At 47.7% G+C, this 23242-nt stretch carries 12 protein-coding genes; 3 read left to right on the forward strand and 9 right to left on the reverse strand.

Annotation, left to right across the window (positions count from 1 at the left end):
- Positions 1-2: 2 nt before the first annotated feature.
- The 6 genes from LZD49_RS16690 to LZD49_RS16715 form a co-directional block, all read right to left on the reverse strand.
- Positions 3-1262 carry an FAD-binding oxidoreductase gene (locus LZD49_RS16690; RefSeq protein ID WP_234668702.1) on the reverse strand — a complete coding sequence of 420 codons (1260 nt, stop codon included), beginning with the start codon at positions 1260-1262 and terminating at the stop codon, positions 3-5.
- Positions 1263-1342: 80 nt separating this feature from the next.
- Positions 1343-2344 (reverse strand): 4-hydroxyproline epimerase, encoded by a 1002-nt coding sequence (locus LZD49_RS16695; protein WP_234668703.1) that lies wholly within the window; start codon positions 2342-2344, stop codon positions 1343-1345.
- Between the two features lie 19 nt (positions 2345-2363).
- Entirely contained in the window at positions 2364-3833 is a 1470-nt protein-coding gene (locus tag LZD49_RS16700; protein WP_234668704.1) for an aldehyde dehydrogenase (NADP(+)), read from the reverse strand.
- A 279-nt stretch (positions 3834-4112) separates the two neighbouring features.
- Positions 4113-5048: a dihydrodipicolinate synthase family protein gene (locus tag LZD49_RS16705; protein ID WP_234668705.1), complete on the reverse strand. Its 936-nt coding sequence runs from the start codon at positions 5046-5048 to the stop codon at positions 4113-4115.
- A gap of 109 nt (positions 5049-5157) precedes the next feature.
- Entirely contained in the window at positions 5158-7101 is a 1944-nt protein-coding gene (locus LZD49_RS16710; RefSeq protein ID WP_234668706.1) for a DUF3857 domain-containing transglutaminase family protein, read from the reverse strand.
- 14 nt (positions 7102-7115) lie between these two features.
- Positions 7116-9155: a DUF3857 domain-containing protein gene (locus LZD49_RS16715; protein ID WP_234668707.1), complete on the reverse strand. Its 2040-nt coding sequence runs from the start codon at positions 9153-9155 to the stop codon at positions 7116-7118.
- Between the two features lie 217 nt (positions 9156-9372).
- Between LZD49_RS16715 and LZD49_RS16720 the strand changes: the two genes are divergently transcribed.
- Positions 9373-10464, forward strand: coding sequence for a Gfo/Idh/MocA family protein (locus tag LZD49_RS16720; RefSeq protein ID WP_234668708.1), 1092 nt, complete (start codon positions 9373-9375; stop codon positions 10462-10464).
- 123 nt (positions 10465-10587) lie between these two features.
- Here LZD49_RS16720 and LZD49_RS16725 read toward each other — a convergent pair whose 3' ends face one another.
- Together LZD49_RS16725 and LZD49_RS16730 are read right to left on the reverse strand one after the other, a co-directional pair.
- Positions 10588-11133 (reverse strand): hypothetical protein, encoded by a 546-nt coding sequence (locus tag LZD49_RS16725; protein WP_234668709.1) that lies wholly within the window; start codon positions 11131-11133, stop codon positions 10588-10590.
- The gene (locus tag LZD49_RS16730) at positions 11121-17345 is read right to left on the reverse strand and encodes an FG-GAP-like repeat-containing protein (protein ID WP_234668710.1); all 6225 of its coding nucleotides are present in this window, start codon (positions 17343-17345) and stop codon (positions 11121-11123) included. Before LZD49_RS16730 ends, LZD49_RS16725 begins: the two co-directional genes overlap by 13 nt.
- 823 nt (positions 17346-18168) lie before the next feature.
- Between LZD49_RS16730 and LZD49_RS16735 the strand changes: the two genes are divergently transcribed.
- Together LZD49_RS16735 and LZD49_RS16740 are read left to right on the forward strand one after the other, a co-directional pair.
- Positions 18169-21288 (forward strand): TonB-dependent receptor, encoded by a 3120-nt coding sequence (locus tag LZD49_RS16735; protein ID WP_234668711.1) that lies wholly within the window; start codon positions 18169-18171, stop codon positions 21286-21288.
- A 24-nt stretch (positions 21289-21312) separates the two neighbouring features.
- A complete protein-coding gene (locus tag LZD49_RS16740) occupies positions 21313-22824 on the forward strand; it encodes a RagB/SusD family nutrient uptake outer membrane protein (RefSeq protein WP_234668712.1) in 1512 nt (503 codons plus the stop codon).
- A 239-nt stretch (positions 22825-23063) separates the two neighbouring features.
- On the opposite strand, the gene LZD49_RS16745 is transcribed toward LZD49_RS16740, so the two are convergent.
- Entirely contained in the window at positions 23064-23231 is a 168-nt protein-coding gene (locus LZD49_RS16745) for a hypothetical protein (RefSeq protein WP_234668713.1), read from the reverse strand.
- Between the last annotated feature and the right edge of the window lie 11 nt (positions 23232-23242).

Consider the following 23242-nt stretch of genomic DNA (forward strand, 5'->3'; position numbering starts at 1 on the left):
ACTTATTGGTACCGCTCCGGATCGTAGAGCAAGACATTTACAGATGGCACATGGCGGTCGGCCATTTCGGCTACGATCTTTCCGGTAGCAGGCCCCAGACTGATGCCCATCATGCCATGACCACCAGCGACAATCAGGTTACTTAACTTTTTAGAATAACCCATATAAGGTAACCCGTCCGGCGAACATGGACGGAAGCCATACCAGATACGGTCTTTTTGAGGCACAGCCACATTCAGTTCGGGGTAGTAATTGGGGATCGAATTGACAATACCCTCTACCCGATTCATATTGATCTGGTTATTCAATGGCGCGAGTTCCATCGTTCCGCCGAAGCGCACCTGCCCGTTCATAGGCGTAACAGCCACGCGCGCTTCGAGCAGCAATGCGGGGTGGACAATAGGGTGTTTGGAGTTTGGCTCCATGAAAGAGTAACCTTTGCCCGGCATAACCGGAATGGACAACCCTGCCAGCCTGGAAAGTTGCGGCAACCAGGAGCCGCCGGTCATTACGACAATATCGCCTGAATAGGTTTGCGATGCAGTGTTGACTGCTTTGATTTCCCCGCCACGAATGTCAAAACCTGTTACCTCGGTTTGTTGGATTATCTCTCCACCAAGGGTTTTAATGCTTTTAACCAAACCATTGACCAGTGCCGTTGGATACAAATGCGCGTCGCAACGGTAATGTACCGCACCCGCGACGTCGAGTTTGATGCCTGGTTCCAATGCCTGCACTTCTTCCCGGCTGAGCATATCTATGTCCAAACCCAGTTGCTGGCCTTGCTTGCCGACGTGGATTTCCTCTTCTCCGGTTTTGTCGGACTTATAGAGCATTAAAATACCCTTTTCTTCCAATCCAAAATCCAGCTTTTCGTCTTTTACCAAATCCTCATACAATGCCTTGCTCAGCAAATGGTAGTCACGCAGATGCGGCGCGGCGCGTTCGACATTAGCTTCGGTAGCCGCTTTCATGAACTTCAAACCCCATGAAATCAGTGAAAAGTCGAGTGATGGCTTTACATAAAAAGGGCTTCGGCTGTTGAACATCCATTTGATCCCCTTCGAGATCATCCCCGGGGCAGCAAGCGGAATGAAATGGCTCGGCACGATCATGCCGGCATTGCCTATGGAACAGTTGTCGAACAAGTCACCCTTATCGAGCAATGTCACTTTCCAACCGCTTTTCAGCATATAATAGGCCGAAGCCAGACCCGTAATCCCACCACCGATAATGACGGCGCTGCCTTTTTTTGTAGTCATTTCAACGCTAAACTTTCAACCACTCTAAACATTCAACCCTAACTTTCAACCACTTTAACTCTAAACTTTGAACTCCAAACCTATATCACCTGAAATCCGAATGCGTAGGGATCTTCCTCGTCGTCGATGAAAATGGTATTATGCCCCGTGATCACGGCCCAGCCTTCGATACCCGGGATCATCGCAGGTTTGTCGCCAATGGTCGTTTCGTCCTCCACAGTACCGATGAATTTAGAGCCGATAATGCTTTCATGTACAAAACGGTCGCCTTTTTTCAGCTTGCCTTTTGCGTGCCATTGTGCCATTCGTGCGGAAGTTCCCGTGCCGCATGGAGAGCGGTCGATGGCCTTGTCGCCGTAGAAAACGGCATTGCGAGCTGTCGAAGTAGGATCAAGCGGTGCGCCGGTCCATAGAAAATGGCTCAGCCCTTTGATATGCTCGTTTTCGGGGTGTACAAACTGATATTGCTCGTTCATCCGCTGGCGGCACACGCGGCTCCAACTAATGAGCTGGTCGGCAGTGTGGTTTTCAATGCCTTTGAAATTCTCCTGCGGATCGACGATCGCGTAAAAGTTACCTCCGTAGGAAACATCCACAGTTAATGTGCCCAGATCCGGGCATTCGACCGTCAGCTTCTCAGCTGCGAGGAATGATTTAATGTTAATCAGCTTTACTGATTTCACCTTTCTACCTTCCTGCACATATTCTACCAAAACCAACCCGGCAGGCGTTTCGAGACGCAGATTGCCTGGTACTTTGGGCGTCACCAGGCCTTCCTCGATAGCAATGGTGACCGTTCCGATCGTCCCGTGCCCGCACATGGGCAGGCAGCCGCTCGTTTCAATGTATAATACACCAATGTCATTCGCAGGATCGATGGGTGGATAGAGAATGCTACCGCTCATCATATCGTGGCCGCGGGGCTCAAACATCAGGCCCTTACGGATCCAGTCGAATTCCCTCAAAAAATGGAGCCTGCGCTCCATCATACTGTTGCCCTCAAGGAGCGGCCCGCCACCTGCGACTACGCGTACGGGGTTCCCGCAGGTGTGGGCATCGATACAGAAAAAAGTCTTACGCATAAAGGCTCCCGTGCTGGTGTTACAGCGTCGCTTTGGTTATTTCGTTATCCACCGTCCGCCAGATTCCAAGCGGGTTGGCATTCTTCAATTCGTCTGGTAAAAATTCATCAGGCCAGTTCTGGAAGCTCAATGGTCGTGTAAACCGCTTGATCGCATCCGGGCCAACCGAGGTAAACTGGCTGTTGCTCGACGACGGGAATGGCCCGCCATGGTGCATGGATTTGCAAACTTCAACACCCGTGGGAAAGTTGTTGAAGATAATACGGCCACATTTGTTCTGAATGGCAGCCACCAGTTCGCGGTGTGATGCCAAGTCCTCACTTGTAGCAAGCAACGTAGCCGTTAACTGGCCGTGCAGCTTCTCCGTCACCGCGAGCACTTCTTCCGCATTCCGGCATTTCACGATCAATGCAAAGGGCCCGAAAACTTCGGTTTGCAAATCATCATTAATCAAAAAATCGACGCCGGAAACTGTCGCGACTGTTGCGGCACCTTGTCCGTCGCCGGCCTCGGTAGCCGCTACGGAAAGCACTTCCACGCCTGATTGGCCGATTACTTTTTCACGGTTACCCCGGTAAGCTACCGCAATGCCTGCATTCAGCATCGGTGCCGGAACAATATTGACGATTTCCTGATCCAATGCAGCGATAAAACCTTCCAAAGCAGGGCCATCTTCTGTGATTAGCAAGCCGGGGTTGGTGCAGAACTGTCCTACCCCCAGTGTCAGCGAACCGGCATATTGTTTGGCCAAATCGGCTCCCGAAGTACTCAACTTGCCAGGCAGCAGGAAAACAGGGTTAATGCTTCCCATTTCGGCAAACACCGGAATAGGCTCCTTCCGTTTGTTGGCGACCTCTACCAAAGCGAGTCCACCGCGATTAGAACCAGTAAAACCCACTGCCTTGATCACCGGATGGCCCACCAAAGCCTGTGCCTCTTCATTGGTTTCAGTAAAAATATGGGCAAATGTTCCTTCCGGGAAGCCGCTTTTGGCAACTCCGCGACTAATCGCATCTGCCATCAACTGCGAAGTCTTTGGATGACCAGGATGCGCTTTCACCACCACCGGGCAGCCTGCTGCAATGGCGCTAGCCGTATCACCACCCGCCGTCGAAAATGCAAATGGGAAGTTACTGGCCCCAAAAACCGCCACAGGACCTAATCCGACATTCGTTTTGCGAATATCCGGCTTGGGCACTGCACGCTGCGGATTAGCGGTATCAATACTGGCATCAAGCGAATAGCCTCGTTCCATTGCTTCGGCATAGCTTCTCCATTGGAACACTGTCCGGGCTTTTTCGCCTGTAAGGCGGCCTTCGGCCAGGTTGGATTCGGCCATAGCCGTCTGGATCAACTCGGGGCCGAGCGCTTCAATTTCGTCGGCAATGGCGTTCATCAAAGCCACACGGCGACGTAATGCGTAGGCATTCATCACAACAAATGCCTCCTGCGCTTTCTCTAAAATAAGGTCTAAATCGGATAATTTCATAATCAATGGTTTTGACAAAAACAGAACACATTCCAGCGACAATTGATCGCATCTTTTGTCAATATTACGGGATTTGAAGGGATTTAGACCATCTGCAAGAGCAGAACGACCTGAACAATGTCGGTCTGCTCGGAGTTGTTCATTGTCACCCTTTTGTGAGTTGTTCATTGCCAGCAGCGCAGCCGGAGGGTGAATGTCTTCGGCTGCGCTCAGACTGACATCCTTCGGCTGCGCTCAGACTGACATCCTTCGCGCTTCGCTTAGACTGACATGCTTTAACTAAGCAACCGTATCAACCGTCAGATTCAAATAATCGGGTAACTCAGGCTGCGTAGCAATGGCCTGGTCGATGATGGCGATCACCTTCTCGCGCTCTGCACCTTGAAGCGGCAGGCGTGGTGCGCGTACATATTCCGAACCGATACCTACTTTGGCAGCGGCGAGTTTAATGTTTTGTACGAGTTTCGGATGAATATCCAGTTCGAGTAATGGCAGGTACCAGCGGTAAATTACCAATGCTTCTTTATACTGACCTGCTTTTGCCAGGTTAAAGATGGCAACGGTTTCTTTCGGGAACGCATCTACCAAACCACCAATTACCCCGTCAACACCCAGCATTACCTCTTCCATAATGAGCGTATCCACGCCGCAGAACACCCGGAAACGGTCGCCGAACTTGTTGAACAGGCGTGTTACATTGCTGACGTCGCGGGTCGATTCTTTGATCGCGTGAATGTTCGGAACTTTGGCAAGCTCTTCGAACATCTCCAGTGTTACTTCGATTTTATAGTCGTAAGGATTGTTATAGATCATGATCGAAAGCGATACACTTTCGGCGATGGTTTTGAACCAGTTTACAGTTTCGAAATCATCCGCTTTGTAACGCATTGGCGGGAGGATCATCAGACCGTCCGCTCCGATGCTTTCAGCTTCCTTTGCGATGCTTACCGCTTCGGCAGTGGACTGTTCGGCGATACCGAGTACAACCGGCAGACCAGCAGGAAGAGCTGATTTCGCATATTTCACCAGCTCCATTTTCTCGGCTCTGGTGAGTGTACTGGCTTCCCCGAGCGAACCGCCAACGATTACCCCGGTTATACCTGCTTCAACCTGCGCGTCGAGGTTCTTGCCGAACAGTTCAAAATCTATTGTATCATCTGATTTGAAAGGCGTCACCAACGCGGGAAAAATGCCGTACCATGCTTCTTTGTTCATATCCTGCTTATGTTAAAATTTTAGTTCAAAATTAATCCATGCCGGCATGCGGATATTCACATGTTTTAATCAATTCCTTACATATTTTAACATACTACCCAAATTGCGCTCAAAGCTTGTTTTCGACGAACACCACCTGCGCCCGATCGGCCTTTCTGATCTTTTTCAGGAAATCGACCCAGGCCGCAAAATCCTTCGATTCGTAACGTCCGCCATTCATTACCACTTTCCTTGTGCAAATGAGCCTGTTGTTTTCAAAGGTCGTTTTCAACTCGTAATTACCAAATGCCGAGGCAATCTGGAATGCAGGCAAGGTCGTTTCTAATTTGTAGTTGGCCGGAACCGCGTAAGATACAGTATCAAGATCGGTAAAGTTGTATTCCGAAACAGGCAGGTAGAAATCCGTCGTCCGCTCCGAAGTCGCAGGGAATCCAAACGAGCGGCTCAGCAGGCTGGGTTTGACAAATAGCCGGGTGCCGGTTTTGGTAGCGCAGTTACGGACGTTCAATGTCAGTTTTTCCGTCACCGAAGGTTCTTTGTCCTGGCCCTCAGTGAGCTCGAAACCCTGCAAATCCATACTCGGGAGATTGATATGGCTTACCAGCCATTTTTTCTGTTCCTCCTTGGAAGCTTGCTGCAGAATCGAAATTCTCGGTTCGTGCTGTAAGCCTGTGTAGACGGCCCGGGATTCGATTTCGCCATCACCGGTTTCATTGAGTTTTACACTCGAAACGCTACGCCTTACATTCTGCGGAGCTTTGTAATCGGGGGTCGCCACGAGCTTGCCACCGGTTGGCAGCACAAGCAATGCAGGCCTTCCGCCTGTGAAACTGCCCATGAAATTGGGTTTCGTCGTAGGACTTGTACATTCCAGCCAGACGGTGTCTTTTCCGGCGAAAGCGCAGGCGATCACATGGTTGAAGCGGCTCATCGGGAAGTCGGGCCTGATCAATGCTTCCTTTCCAGCCCGGATCAGCGCTGCACAGGCAGGAACGCCCGCAACCTTAAGCGCCGCCAATGTAAAATTGGTCAATGCCTTGCAATCTCCATAACCGGTTCTGGCGACGGTCGCGGCGTCGATGGTTTGCCAACCTCCGATGCCGAGCTGGATACTCACGTAGCGCGACCTGCCCTGCATCCATTTATAAATGCGCTCGATCTTTTCCCTATCCGTGTCGGCATCTTTTACCAGCGCTTTCACCTCTTCCTGCACATTGGCGGGCAATACATCGCGTCCGGCGTTGAGCGTGTAGTAAAAACGGCTGAAATCTTCCCAGGTCCTGAAATTGCCTTTATAGTCCTGTACTTCGAAATCGGCCGGTGCCACCTCGACCATGGGCGTCCTGTCATATCCGGGCAAGGGATAAAGGTCGCTAGTCTTTGGCCTTACATAATCTTTCGAAATCCATTCATAAATATCGGCCCCATCTGCGTCTTTGGATTTCTTAACCGCCGGAGCCCCATTGTATTCCTTGTATCTGAATTCGAATCCGGCCGGTGTCTTTATTTTGAAAACAGAATACTCCACAGCACAACCTTCCTCCGGCTCCGGGGTCCAGTTTGGATAGAACATCATATTCCGGGTGCGTACCTCCTGTACATATTCAATGGTATAGGGGTATTGATAGCTTTTCTTCCCAAAACTGGCCCGTTTGGCCCTGCTGTCGGAAATGTCGTCACCAGCAATGCCGTTGCTGTAATCCTCGATGTCAGCATTTTTTAGCTTTTTGACCTGCTTGCCGTTTTCATCGTAGAGAGTTCCTGAAATGTCGATAACCTTCGTGAATTTGTCATAGCCCACGCCCAGCGTTCCATAGTGTTCTTCCCCATTTTCGTTGAAGATCGTCACTACCAGCCTTGTTTTACGCACCGCCTCGGCCTGCGATTTAATATCCCAGAAGACTTCGTCGACGCGCAGCACCGCATCTGCGTCCTTCACCAGCGCCGGATTGATCTTCGCCACACTGTAATCCGCCTGCCCCATAACGGACAGCGGAAACAGTATCGCGACAGCCATTAATATATTACCAATACATGCATTCAGCTTTTTCATGAAAACGGAAGATATTAAATAGTCTTTTTCTTGATGACCAGCGGCTGCGCGTGTTTCTGTACAACGCGCTCAAAAAACTCTTTCAAATCGGCGTATTCTTCCGGCAGGAAGCGCGTCCGGCTAACCTGGATCGCCGTATTGACCTGGATTACATTCCCAACCTGGCGAACCTGGTATGAGAACTTCCCTCCCTTGTCCGGCAAGACGATGATTTCGGCCTTGGGCATTTCTTCCAGCGCGTAGCCGTTGGGTAATGTAAAATTACCGATAAAGGATGCGGAGATGCCGGTACCGAGGTCAATCGGATAAATGCGGTCCTTTGATTTGAGCGGATTTGTCGTCCACCGGCCCGCCATGATCGGATTAAAATAGAAAACACCGGGTGATGCATTTTCATCCTCAATTTCAAAATCGCAGGTCACATTGACTGTTCCCTTCAGATCATCCGTTTTGTTTTTGATAGCCACATTCTGGATTTTCCATTCCGGTACTTCCTTTTTCAATTGGTCATGAAAAATGTTGTCCGCTTCAGCAGCATATTTCGAGCGCCAGCCGAGGGCTTCGTAGCCTCCGTAGGAAATACTGTAACTTCCCTTAATCGTGCCGTCATCGGGAACGATATTGGCGGTGATCATTTCGAGTTTGCTTTCCGAGTCACCGGGAATGATTTCCAGAAACCTGCCCTGCCCTTTTTTGGGAATAAGCCTTCCGAAGCCATTCAAAGCCCTTTCCGGAAGCATACCAGGCTTGGCGAAGGGCTCCGATGCATCCAGAAAATACTCCTTCTCCCCGATCTTCACGTGTGCTACCACATAATTGAAGTTTTCGATCATCGGGATGTGCTGATGCAAATACCCGTGCGCACGGGTGCTGAGCATAACGGGATTACATTCAATATCCAGCTCACGAAGGAGCACTGTCAACATCAGGTTGATGTCGCAGGCATTGCCCTTGCGGTTGTCATAGGCCTTTTTGATACCGTCTCCCGCATAGAGACCCGAATAACCGTCCCATTTCATACGGTCCTGAACATGCTTATAGGCGAGGTTCACGCGTTCCTGCTGATCGGTGGTTTTCGCAGCGATTTGGTCGCGCACTTCTTTTAAAAAGCCGCTTCGCCTGAGTTCTCCCCCGAACCACTTCGCCTCGTCCAGCGTCCTTTCGACGTCATCCCACGTTTGCGAAAAGTCTTTGGGAATTTCTCCGCGCACAGCAACGCTCGCAAGTTCAAAGCTAATTTTCGACACATAATCCGCGGCCGTCGTAATGTACGGCTCGTTTATAAATGCTGGGGCATCCTTTACGACAAAGCGATAAGATATGCCTTTACCGTCATAGGAGGAATGCCCTACTGACACGTTTACCGGCTCCTGTTTGTTCATATGCAGCTGAAGGTAGCCGCCCATGGTCATTTTATAATCCAGAAAATAAGGAATGACCATATTAAATTCGCTCCATTTAGATGGAACCGTCGACTGGAAAGTCCATGTATCGGGCTCGTTGCGCACGTTGATCGGCGAAACCCGCGTGTACGAATATTCGATGACCGAACCTTTTTTGACGTTCGCGAGGTTAAACTTGGTAGTACTGTGTGAGTCTGCCGATTTTTCGCGACGAATGGCTTTCTTTTCCAGTTCGGTCCGGACAATCTGGCCGTTTTCGAGGTTATAGGTGTACCCTTTCAGGTCTTCTATCCATTCCTGCTCTTTGTAGCTGGATCCCTCGTAGAAAGGAATGCCTACCGAAGCCCTGTCCAGTGCCGATTCTTTGAGAATCTTGATCCGCACCCAGATTTCGGACGACATCAGGATACCTTTGAGATTGTCGTAACTGAAAGTCACTTTGCCATAGTCGTACAGGTAAACGGCGTCGGCGGTGCTGTCGCCCGGAAAGGCAGTCATTTCAAGGGAAGCACGGTCGATCACACCCAGTTTAGGCTTGAAATCTTCCTGAGCAATCGCCTGGAACGTTAAAAAGAATATCAGGAAATGGATGGACAGGACATTCCTGCGGCACAGACCGGACAGTCTGATAGGAAGTAAAATGTTGGTCATGAACAAGTAGATGAGGAGTAACAAATTTGATGCATTATCGTACAGTTATTTCGATTTTCAAAGAGAATTATATAACCGAAACCGGATTTTTTTTCACTTGAAGCGAAACTGGCCTATTACGGATTTTAATGCCTAATTTTGACACTTAGACACGGTCATCGCGTTGCATGGCCGCTTGTTCCTGCTAACCCATAATCTTAACATTTATCTTTACTCTATGTCATCTTTTGAAAACGAAAGTCCCATCCGCGTACTGGTAGTCGGTTGCGGGAACATGGGGGCTTCCCATGCCTTTGCTTACCAGCTCCTGGATGGTTTCGAGATCTGCGGGATCGTTTCGACCGGAAAAAGCAAAGAGGTCCTCAATGAAAAACTCGGCGGCGGCTACGCCCTTTTCAATGATTATGAAACGGCATTGAACGAGACCAAACCCGATGCGGTATGTATTTCCACTTACCCGGATACGCACGAAGATTTTGCGATTAAGGCGCTGGAAGCCGGTGCACACGTGTTTATCGAAAAGCCACTAGCCGACTCCGTTCAAGGGGCAAAACGGGTAGTAGATGCCGCTAAAAAAGCGGATAAGAAAGTGGTAGTGGGCTACATTCTCCGCGTACACCCGTCCTGGGAACGTTTCGTGACCGAAGCACAAGGTCTGGGCAAACCATTGGTGATGCGCATGAACCTCAACCAGCAAAGCCACGGCTACATGTGGGGCGTTCACCGTAACCTCATGAAAAGCCTAAGCCCGATCGTTGATTGCGGCGTGCATTATATTGATGTGATGTGCCAGATGACCCGCTCGAAACCACTTCGTGTGAATGCGATCGGCGCACGTCTGACAGACGATATTCCTGCCGGAAACTATAACTACGGTCAACTGCAAATCTGGTTTGAAGACGGCTCGGTAGGCTGGTATGAAGCCGGCTGGGGCCCGATGATCAGCGAAACGGCATTCTTTGTAAAGGATGTGATCGGCCCGAAAGGTTCGGCATCCATCGTGGCCAAAGATGCAGGCGGAGCCGGAAAATCCTCGTCCGTGGAAGCACATACGAAAACCGAGTCGATCCGCGTACATCATGCTGATTTGAATGGTTCCGACGAATTTGTAAAAGAAGATACCTGGATCAACCTCGAAGACGAGCCCGATCACCAGGAGCTCTGCAACCGCGAACAACGTTACTTCCTGCACGCGATCTCTGAGGACCTCGACCTCACCGACCATTTGCAGGATGCGGTTACGAGCTTGCAGATCGCATTTGCCTGTGACGAGTCGGTGAAGACGGGACGGACGGTGGATTTGGGGTAAGCAAATACCCGCTTATATAAAAAAGCCCTACTTTTCGAAAGCAGGGCTTTTTTGTTGGATGTTACAAGCTTCAAATTGGTGGTTAAAATTTGTTAAACATAACGCCCACGACAACACTTCCAATCAAAGAATTGTGGTGTTATTCTGTCTATTCATTTGCGCCAAACTATCCTCAAGGGCTTTATACTTTGATTGCTTCTTAAGTAGAGTGAAAGCGGCCTTTTGAAAGTCAAACAGTCTTCTCTCTCTTTTATCGTCTAGTTCATTTTCAGATCGAAGATACTGGCTCGTATAAATATTTGAAATTGTATCCTTCTTATTACATACTATTATTCTAGTATCAATTTGCGGTGTTATGACGTTCTCACCGTCCAAATAAACGTCTCCACGAACTTCATTTACCTTATTTGCGTAAAAAAGTTGAGCAATACTATCCAAGTTTTCCATAGACATACCTAGCGTGTCGGCATAGATAGTTGACTCCCTAAACTTCGCTATAACACTATCTGAAACAAAATTGTACGTTATTCCCCCAAGTGGTGACACAAAGATTAAATTATAATTATCTAATTTAAGATCACTTACATCCTTTGAGCTAGCGTTTTGTTCCGACTGCCTACATGCACACACAGCAATTACAAAAAACAGTACTACTCTTATTTTAGCCATGTCGGGATCAACTTATTAAATTCTTTCCAAGAATAGGACAATGGAGTCCCTGCACTACCGTTGACATGGTTAAATTCTCTACGCGTATTGCTTATGTCGAGTCCATAAAATTTACCATAAGCCATTGAAAAAGCCGAAGTTGCTCGCTCACTAAAATTTTTATAATCGGCTTTGATTGGATTCTTAGTCCAGTGCCAAGCATGCATAAACTCATGCTTAAATATCCCATTCTGATGTACAAGTGAATACCCCGCCGCAGCAGGGGCGATATAAATAGAGGAGCCCGCCGAATACAGCAGCCCTCCTACATATTTACCCTTTGTGATTCCACCTGCATAAAAGCCTAAGTGGGAGTGATATATTTCCCCAAATGAAGTCAACATAAGCCCCTGTTCCATGATATCATCTGTTGCTATCATTACGTTAGCATGAATTATTTTCTCCACTTGCTTTATCGTCATATTGTCTCTCTTTCCGATAGTATTATCATAGTGTTCCCGCATTTTCTCCGTTGAAGACCACTGCTCACCCATGGTGGCGACCTCCTTCATTTTCATATATTCTATAACGTCTCCATTTCCAGTTACTGGATTGATCCCAATCTCTTTTCCTCTCGAGAAACCAGTCGCCGCACCTGAAAATGCTCCCATAAGTGCGGTTGATCCACCCTGTGAGCTACCGCCGTTAAGGAAAGACCCAATACCAGCAATTAACGTTCCGGTAGCTGCTCCATAGGCAGCGCCTGTTATCGCAGAGGCTGGCGTATAGACCGACGCAAAAGAATTAAGCCCGCCTGTTATCATTCCGCGCCAGAAACCATCGAGGAAGTTTTTACCCTGTTCCACATAGGAGATTCCATTTTGAATTCCTCCGTACATCATTCCCATGAACAAAAAGACTGGCAAATTTCCGTCAGGGTCTACATAAGTCAGAGGATTATTTAGGGCGTACGAATATCTATTATAAGCCTGTGTATCATGAGCATCGGCCACATAATTATCCGGACTAAGCATCCTGCCTAGTACCGGGTCATACATCCGGCCATTCATGTTGATCAGACCAAAATTATCAAGGTGCTCGTGCTGCGTATATCCCCTATACAACCAGACAGGCAAGCCCGTATTGGCGGTAGGTGACAACAATTCCCAGGAAGTTGTATTCCGTCTTCTTCCCCACGCATCAAAACTCATCTGTGCTTCAATACCTGCACCATCATTCGTAACAGTGACAATTGAGCCGAGATGATCTGTATAGCTATAATGCTCCGTATGGGCTCCCCCCTGGCTTGTTATAATGGATACCAGACCTATAGGAGAATTGATGTATTGCACGTACCGCTCAGTTCCACCCGTTACATCCTTTTCGTAGCCGTCGAAGTAATAGCGAGTATTAACAATGTTAGTGTTTTGCAGGGTTACACTTTTAATGCGATTGTAATCAGCATTATAGGTATATGTAAGTTCGTATCCATTTTCCTTAACAGTAGCAGGTTGCATGAAATCGGTATAGGTGATATCCTGCTGAAAAGGCGCAATAGCAAACGGCACTGTATTTTCAACCTTCGTAGCCGCATTGATCTTGGTCGGATGATATTGGTAATCCCCGGCGTCTGTCTTTTTCGTAATGTTACCATTACCCGAGTACTGTATCCCAAATGACGGATTGCTACCAATCGTCGTGGTTGTGAGACGGTTTAAGCCGTCGTAAAGGAATGTTTCGGTTTTGTTGACCGTAGTCCGTGCATCCGTACGGCTCGTAAGCGTTCCTTTCGCGTAATTCCAAGCCATATTCAAACTTTGAATTCCATCCGTCTGAAAACCGGTCGGAAAACCGTTCACATAAGTGATTGTGGATGATTTCAGGTTACCCAACGAGTATGTCATAACCTGCCCTTGCCCATTCATGGTTCCTGTCGTATAGAGCACTTTGGTACCCCTTTTGAGATACTTCAAATATCCATAGGCGTCATATTCGCTGGTTATTACGAGGCCTGACGGGTACGTTACTGTCAGTTCATCACCAAATTGGTTATATGTATAGGATGTGATATGGTTGTCCAGAGCATTGTCTCCACTGTCATTAACCTTTTCGTTAACAGAAGTTATCCTGCCTTTATCATTATAGGCGTAAATCGTTTGATGATTATCTGCGAATCCGTTCACCTGCTTGAGTTTTGCCTTTAGCTCCCCGGAGCCGTTGGTCGTTCCATAAATGAAACTAGTTACACCTTCAGGTCCGGTACGGCTAGTGATCTGACCAATCTTATTATACTCCCTTGTATGCGTCTTGTTAAGAGCATTAGTCTGACTTATCAATTCGCCTAAAGCATTGTGATTATATACGGTCACTCCAGCATTAGCATCTGTAAGTTTAGTTTGTCGACCATTTGCGTCATATTCGCTAGAGGATACAATCGTCCCGCCAACCTTAATTTCCTTCGCTCCACCATGACTGTAATAAGTGTAATCTACTGCCCCATTGATATTATCTTCGGCTTTGATAACCAAACCACTGGCATCTGTCGTCTTGGAAGATATTCCGGCAGGGGCCGTCGTTGTGACTTTTAGGTTCCCGGAAACCAGGGTATATTCAAAAGTAGTTGTCCCAAGTACCCCTCTATTTACACTTGCAAGTCGATTATAGCTGTCATACAGATTGTTCGTTGTCAATGGGGTTTCGGACGACATGTAAGCCTGGCTCGCCGTGAATTCGTTTCCTCTGGCATCATAACTCTGGGTCTGAATAATTGTTTGCCCATTGAAACCCTCCGTTTCTGTCCGGACTTTTCGTCCCAGAATATCGAACCATGTTTTTGTATCGGGTCTTCCGCTCGTAGGGGCCAGGGTCTCCTGTTTGCTTATCCAACCCGACCCACTTGGTGTATTCCAACTGTCGGTATTGCTTACGGTATAGGGGCCGGGAAATGTCGTAGTTGTAACCCTCCCGAAAACGTCATACAAATGCGTCGTGGTCAATCCTTCCATACTTGTTGAAGTTAACGCTTTTCCCCATTTCGGATCGTAAGAAGCCCCAGTTTCATAATCCATCGCATTCCTTGTCACGGTTGGATATCGATATCTGATATCATAGCCCAGAGAATCTCTTCTTGGTGTCAGAGAAGTGGTTCCATTATATCCCGTAATTGTTGTCTTCTTAAGCGAACCGCTTGGATAATATCCGTAAGCAGTAACTACCTTTTTATCAGTATTGCTAAATTCTGTCTGGGAAGTCAGCAGACCCTGAGTGTCATAGCCGAATGTCGATTTGGCTACAAATGGTGCAGATCCTGTTCTGGTCCGGGTAACAGTTACCTCGGTCGGCCTGTTCTTGATGGCACTTACATATGCTGCATAAAGCGACACCGTTTCTGCGACTTCAACGTTGGTGTTATCAATGGTGCTTTTCGTGACGGTACTAGTGGCGACATTCCCATTCGCCTCATCATAAATATTGACCGTCCTGACCTTTCGCCCTTCCAGACTTCTCGTCTCGGTGACATTATTCGTTTTTACCCAAAAGCGTTTTGTACCAGAAATCGTCACGATCGCATTCTCAGTGATAGTTTCACCAAACGGGGTGCTGCTACCACTCAGGTAGGTCGAGACCTTCTTCGGTATTGCGGTATAATAAATCGTATTAAAGTCGTTTTCTGACACTGTCTTAACTCCCAAGGCCATGTTATTCGCTGTTACCGCCCCGAAACCTAAAAATCCCTTGCCGTCTCGATGCATTTTTGCATTACCGTATGCATATGCAACCGTTGAAAGGCCTCCTACTCCATTCTGGACGGAGTAATCTGAAACGGCAAACATCGGTAATCCAACATTGACTAACGGATGATCATTTAAAGTAACCGCACCTTTACTATAAAAGGTCCCGCCTTCCGACAAGCTCTTATAGTTCCAACTTGTACTAAGCCCCATACCATTCTGGGTTTGAAGGAGTAGATTCTCCTGTCCGTTTTTAAGCGGAGAAATGACCGTTAGGGTCGCTCCGGTTCCTTTCATGACCATTTCAGCACGTCCGTCGCCGTTCAGATCGAATGACGAACCGACTTGTGTATACGAATTACCAACGGCTGGAGTCGTATATTCCGTCGAATAAAAAGAATCGTTGGTACTGTAATGCATATAAATCTTATCAGGGCCACCCGTTTGCTTTTTCTGGTAGTAGATATCGCTTCTGCCGTCACCGTTAAAGTCTGCAACCTGGAATAGATCACTTTCAGGCAAAGCCCCGTTCGTAGACATAATAGGAATACCCGACGGGATGAAATCTTTGCCAGTGGATGTCTCCTTGTACCAGGGATAGCTATTCACCTGCCCCGAATCATTTTTCCCGCGATAAAGTATGTCCGTTTTTCCATCGCCGTTAAAATCGCCAAAAAAGACGGCATTATTGTAAACATCTTGCAGCAAACGGGTAGATGTATACACCAGTTTAAAGGACGCTATACCAGAAAAGTTAACAACCTTAAATCCGGTGAACGTATAAATATTTGTAGAACCGTTATTGACAGTCATTACATCATCCTTTCCATCACCATTGAAATCCAGAATGTAGATACTTTTTGCCGTCGCAAAAGTGTTGGCTAGCCAGGAATTGTCGGTATCCTTGCCAATGTTATAAATGTCATAAGGAATACCGCTTTCCGGATTATTGAACGTGTGATAATATTGCGTTCGGGATTGAACACCGTTTGACTCCTGAAGCAAGGTAAAAAAGTCCTTTTTCCCATCTCCGTCGAAATCCCCAGTATAAATGTAATGCAGGTTAGGAGGCAAGCAACTATTATAACCGGCATCTGTTGGAAAGCCTTGTCCCGAAAATGTCAGTGGGTCGGTAGTGAGCCCAGAGCCAGATAGCTTACCATAATGTACTGCGATCCCCGACAAGACCGGCTTTGTCCCTCCGGAAAAATTGACCGAACTGATCTGAGCCGTTAACAAATCATCCAAACCGTCCCCATTGAAATCCGAACTCATGAAGGAGTAATTATTACCCTGGAAAATGTTCGGTCTCAACACCGTCCCACTAGCCAACGTCACAAGCGGGGTTTCTTTTGAGCTGTCACCGTCTCTGAATACCGAAAAACTGTTGTACCTCTTATCGACTTTCCAGCCATCTGAGGTAGGATAAGCAAGTGGATCGTATCGGGCCACAACCATGTCGGATTTCCCGTTACCATCGAAGTCTCCGGAAAAAAAGTCAGAGGAAGAAGGAGGCGTCGGCCCATTTTCCCTTGTGAATCCCGTAGGCGCATCACCATATTTAAAAACGGTCGCATTCAATGCAGAAGTGCCGTTACTGCCTATTTCAACCACCTCATTCAATAAAGAATTGATGTTATTTTGCCCGTACTTGAATTGGTATTTTTTCACCAGCGCACCTTCCGCATTGACGACAATTTCATCTAATAGGTATTTGTTCACCACTGACGAACCTCCTTCATAGGATGTCCTTATATCTGAAAAGGTGTTCCCGGATTTCCGGACTTTATAAGAAAACTTCAATACGTTATAAGTATCCAACTTCACATTTCCAGCCCCTAAATTGATCATCACATTTTCATTGCCGGTATATTGTATTTCAGAAATGCGTGAATCGCGATCAGCGTTGGTATAAACAAACTTGATGTAGTTACCGTCTGGATTCAATATTTTGTTGAGCCGCCAGAACATAGCAGTTCCGCCACTTTCGGCAAGAAAACGGGAATCGGTGGTATTACCAAATTCCATTAACACCCCGTCCTTGGTGAGTATTTTAAAATATTCCGGGCCGCCTCCCGCAGTTCCATATGCAGTCACCTTGGCAAAATTTTCTGTTTCCGTTCCATATTCGGAGTTGGCCGCACCGTAAGTCCCTTGCTTTAAAATCAGCCGGGAACCATCCAGCATAAACCTGTCGGCCGTACTCAAGTCAACGGCGCTCACACTTCCATCAAAGTAGTTGTTTTGAGGCGCCCTTGTAATGGCCGAAAGCCCCGCAATACTCCACCCGTACCCAGCAATTCCCGTCCCCCCCTGTGAATTATAGACGATTGATACCTGCGGTACAACACCGTTTGTCCCAGGCGGAACTGCTATCGGAATGCTATACGTAGCACTACCACTTCCTGATACCCCCCCTTCGCCAGGTGTACTTCCCACGGTACTATTCGTAGTCAGGTTACGGATAAAAATCGTGCTGGTGTGAGGGGTTGAAAAATTCACATCCTGAGCTTTCGCTAAAAAAGGAAAAACGCAGAAAAAAAATACGCGTAAAAAGCCATTTCTCATAAATCAAGTATCTATTCTTTCAAATTCAGATAGGAAATAACGATATAATGCAAGCACCGACGACGATAGTACGAAACCGCATACCGAAGACGAAGCTCGTACAACGGTCGTAGATATACGTACATGAATTCCCAATCACACAATCACGAGTTTAAAAAACTGCGGGCAATTTCTTTGTGAGATTGAAAGAGTTAAGATCGCAGAAGAAAATTGAAGGAAACTAAATAATGGAGCGCGGAAAATATTTGCATAGGGGAGATAGGCTTAAAAATAAGAAATACTTATCAGAAGACTTGACATTTGGCAAAAAGCAAATTCAATACCATGTCGTAATACTTTGTAAACCTAAAACAATAACTTCGATTTTCAAAAGCCAAATCAAGATTTACAAAAATATGTTTTTCAAAAAATCGGAATATTCAAAATAATTGATTGCGTATATTCATTTGGGAGCATCACGCTCCAGTTGAATAAAATAGAGACCATTCTCTTTTTACCGCGTTAGGTTCCTGGTACCCGAAGTTTCTCTGGGAAGCTAGTGGGCACCTGCTTGCCAGTAAGCACCTTTGAATGAACCTTTGACAATAGTTCGGGTAAAAATCTAGCCTGATTAACTTATTGCATTATATCCAGAAGATATTTTAAAATTTAAACAAACCTAACACATTTCCTGCCTATGAAACATCCGCATGCGTGATTAGCGCAGCCGCGCCAGCCAGTACTTCTTATTTTCATTACTACCACCAAAACCTAACAAATGAAAAAGAACACTACTCCCCTGCGGGTAGCGCCGACCGGCGTTATCCCCCATTCATTTTTGCCTCTCGTAATCGTTTTTCTGCTGCTTTCGTCCATGGTAATTGCATCCGGCCCGAAAGATAAAACCGTCAAAGGCAGGATCACCGACTCTGAAAACGGTTCAGCATTACCCGGCGTCAATATCATCGTAAAAGGTACTAGCCAGGGTACGTCCTCCAACTCGGAGGGAAACTATGAAATCATCGTGAATGACAACAGTGCAGTATTGGTTTTCAGCTTTGTAGGATATGAAAAGCTGGAAGTACCTGTCGGCGAACGCGCCAGCGTGGATGTGACATTGAAAGTGGACAGTAAAAGTATGGACGAGGTGGTCGTGATCGGTTACGGCACTGTCCGTAAAAGCGACCTCACCGGCTCAGTAGGCGCCATCAAAGGCGATCGGCTCCTCGACCGCCAGGCAACCAACGTGGCGCAATCGTTGCAGGGACGTATACCGGGTGTGGATGTGGCCGTCAATTCCTCGGCGCCGGGTTACCAGCCTCGCATTCGCATTCGTGGGGTAGGTTCCATCAATTCGAGCTTGGAACCGTTATATGTGATTGACGGCATTGTGGGAGTAAGCAATCCCAACTTGCTCAATCCCAACGATATCGAGTCACTGGAAGTACTAAAAGATGCTTCGGCAACGGCCATTTACGGTGCACGCGGCGCAAACGGGGTGATTATCATCAGCACCAAACGCGGTAAATCCGGTACCACACAAATTTCTTACGACGTGTGGGGTTCCTACATTACCCCCGCCAGCCGTCTCGGGACGCTCACGGGCGAGGAGTTCATGAAAGTTTACAATACCGCATTCGACAATGCGGCCAAATTCGACGAGCAAGGTTTTAAAGATGGTAAATATGTTCGCAACCTTCCTGCCAATTTCCCTAACCTTTTCGATGCCAACGGCAAACCCAAATACAGCACCGACTGGGAAAAGGAAATTTACAAACCAACCTGGGCTCAAAACCACGAGTTGGCCGTTCGTGGCGGCGGTGAGAAAAGCGCTTACAGCATTTCGGTTGGCTATACCGATCAGGGCGGACTTATGCGCAATTCAAATCTGACGCGCTATTCGGCGAAACTGACATTGGATAACGATGCTACCAAATGGCTGAAAGTAGGCGGAAGCATTTTCATTAATAAGGCGATCATCCAGGAGGTCGACGGTGGCTCGGGCGGCTTGAACGTGCCACGCATGGTGTTCGAAGCTATTCCCATCCTTCCAATTAAATATCCCGATGGCAGTTGGGGCCGCAACAAAGACTGGCCGGGCATGGAAGGCGGTGAAAACCCCGTCCGCATTGCCGACCAGCGTACGCAGACGAACCCGCGTACCGAAATCCTTGGTTCATTGTATTCAAATATCAAATTTACACCCGACCTCAGCCTGCGCACTAATTACAGCTACGAGTTTCGGTTTGATAAGAACAACTTCTACTCTGGCCGCGACCTGAATGCATTGTCTGCCGACCAAAAGGGTTCAGCCAGCATTTCGGCTAATAACGAGTTCTATTGGCAGTTTGAGAATTATTTTAATTACAATAAAACCATTGGCACAGACCACAACATCTCCGCGCTGCTGGGTTTGTCGTGGCAGAAGCGGTCATGGGAAAACTTTGGTGTAACGGCACAAAACTTCATCGACGATTACTGGGGATGGCATAACATCAATGTTGGTAATACATTGGTGAAACCCAATTCCAGCGATCAGGAATGGTCGTTAAACTCTTACTTCGGGCGGTTTAATTATAGCTTCAAAGACCGTTACCTGTTCACATTCACCGGACGTTACGACGGTGCATCGAAATTTGGGGTTAACAACAAATATGCGTTCTTCCCTTCCGCTGCCGTTGCGTGGAATGTCACAAACGAAGCTTTTCTCAAAAGCAATACGGTACTTACCAACCTGAAAATTCGGGCGAGCTATGGGAAGACCGGTAACCAGGAAATCGGGCAATATGCTTCACAGCAATTCCTCGGTACCGGCGATGTGCTCCTTGGCGGAGCTCGCCAGACATTCGTGTGGCGAAGCTCATTCGGCAACCCCGATCTCCGCTGGGAATATACGAACCAGCTGGACATCGGCGCGGATATTGGTCTCTTCAACAACCGCATCGACCTGACTGTGGATTATTACAAGAAGGTAACCAAAGACTTGCTGCTTAATGCTCCTATTCCCTGGTCGACCGGTTTGAGTTCGGTGACGCAGAACATCGGTTCGGTGCAGAACGTGGGCATTGAAGTCGGAATCAACAGCCGTAACATTTCGACGGAAAAATTCACATGGAGTACCAACATCGCATTCTCCGCCAACAAGAACAAAGTTGTCCAGCTTGGTAGAAACGGCGACGACATTTTCCCGGGCCCCAACTTTCTGGGCAATACCAACATTCTTCGCATCGGTCAGCCGATCGGTACGCTCTGGGGTTACCGTCGTCTGGGAACCTGGGGAACCGCGGAAGCCGACGAAGCGGCCAAATATAACCGGCTTCCGGGCGATTTGAAATGGGAGGACATTAACAAGGACGGCAAGATCGATGGCCAGGATGAAACCATTATCGGCCGCTCCTATCCAAAATGGAATATGAATATTGCCAACACATTTCAGCTCGGCAAGTTTGACCTCTCATTCGATATCCGCATTGTGATGGGCGTCAACACCGTCAATGCCACCAAGCACTCAGTAGAAGATCGCCAGGCAATCGCCAGCAGCTCTCGCACGGTACTTAATGCTTGGACGCCCGAAAACCAAAATACGCATATCGCGCAAATTCGCCATTACAATGCCGGTTACGACACACATATGGACGACTGGTGGGTAGAAGATGGCTCATTTATCCGCGGTCAGAACATTGTGCTCGGCTACTCCTTGCCGACCAAATTCGGCAAGGTCAGCTTTCAGCGCCTGCGCATCTACGCCAGCGCGCAGAACTTCTTCCTGATCGACGACTACTCAGGCTACGATCCGGAGGCTTTGACAGGCTTCGGCGGGCAGTTGAACGCGAATATGGAGTTCTTCCAATATCCGCGCCCGCGCACCTACAACCTCGGTCTGAACATTGTATTTTAAGTTATTCCAAAACTGACATTCACAATGAAAAAGCATATTCTATACACCTGTCTGGCGCTGGGCATCGCTTCCTGCGACGACTTCCTGACCGAAAACCCGACTGGCCAGCTTACAACTTCCTCGCCCGTTTCGAGCCCTGAAATTGCCCGTGCCTTCGTGGACGGCTCTTATTCACAGATAGGGGTTTTCAACAACGGCGGCGGTGGCTGGGGTGGCAACAATGCCTCGCTGGTAGAGTTCATGACCGGAAAGGCCGATGGTAACTCGCAAACAGAAGCATTCAAGTTCTTCAACCTCGAATATGATGCTCGGGCATTCTACGTCGACAACTGGTGGTCGGGAATGTACTCGGGCATTGCGCGCGCTAACCTCGCCATCCAGAAGATCGGGGAAATTTCCACCCTGCCTGCCGCGACCAAAACCAATATGATCGCCGAAGCCAGGGCCATGCGGGCATTATATTACTTCCAGCTCGTGCGGATGTTTGGCGATCTTCCCAAAATCACCGGGCTGATCACCTCGCTCGACGATGTACAGACAGCCCGTTCGCCGGTTAAAGAGATCTATGACGAGATCATCATTCCCGACTTGCTGGAAGCCGAAAAATCGACGCTGCCTTGGAAAGATACGAATGGTCGGGTGTCGATGGGTGCGATCAAATCGCTCCTCGCGCACGTGTACCTCACCTACGCAGGCTTTCCTGTAAAGGCGGGAGCGCCGGCCTATACGGAGTCGGCCAAACGTTCGAAAGAGCTCATCGACAATGGTACATTCTCGCTTTTTGCAGAGTATACCGACATGATCGTGCCAGCCAACCGCAATCAGGTCGAGTTCATTTTCCAGGTGCAGCACGAGAAGGATATCCGTAACAATGGTCTCACGCCAGTGACTTTACCAGCATTCAACGGTATTGCTTCCTATTCGGATGAATATGGCGGTTTGCTTCCCAGAAAAGAGTTTGTAGAAAGCTTTGAGAAGGGCGACAAGCGTGCCAAAGAAAAGCAATTCTTTTACACCTATTACAAAGGACATCCCAGCGATTATCCCGCTGGCGACCCGCGCCGCGACAGCTTGAACCTTGGCGGATATTACATTTACAAATGGTTTGACAAGCAGGCCATTGACAACGATGCCAAGGCTAACATCAACTATACAATATACCGTTATGCGGATGTGCTGCTCATGTATGCCGAAGCCTCCAACCGTGCCGAGGGTAAACCTAATGCACAAGCTCAAAAAGCACTGAACGATGTCCGTAAACGGGCACAGTTACCGGCAGTAACTACGACCAATGTCGACGAGTTTGAGCAGGCGGTGTGGGCGGAGCGCTATTTCGAGCTTTGCTACGAGGGAAAAATGTGGTTCGATATGCTGCGGACCCGGAAGGTTCGTAACGACGTGACAAAACAATGGGACAATTTTGTCGGCCACAAGACGGTGTATGGTAAAACTTTCACGGAAAAAAACCTGCTTTTACCCATCCCGCAGCGCGAGACGGACAACAATAAGTCCCTTGTTCAGAATATAGGATTTTAGCATACAGTGGTTACATCCTAACCGAACATTATACGATTTTTGCAAAAAGCTGTTTTCGAAAGCACGCCTTCGAAGACAGCTTTTTTCGTTGAGAATTGACTTGTAACTATCTGATTTATTGCACTTAATTGATAATTTTTGACAAGAATTATGCAAACGTTTGCATAAAATATTATGTATTTTCCTCTCTCTTTATTCGAAATCTATTGTTAAATATTATAATATTGCAACGCGTTTTCTTAAAGACTTTTATTAATGCCACTGACGCCACTGATTCTTGAAGCATTTTCCGGCAGGTTATCGGTTGCAGTTCCCGAATAATCCGCCAATCCATTTCCATCCTCCGTCGGAGAAAACGTAACGTTATCATACTTTTTTGAAATAGTGTAGCCAGGACATGTGGTCATGATTTGATTCA

This window comes from Dyadobacter sp. CY261 (assembly GCF_021440085.1).
In the GTDB taxonomy this organism is placed as follows: Bacteria; Bacteroidota; Bacteroidia; order Cytophagales; family Spirosomataceae; genus Dyadobacter.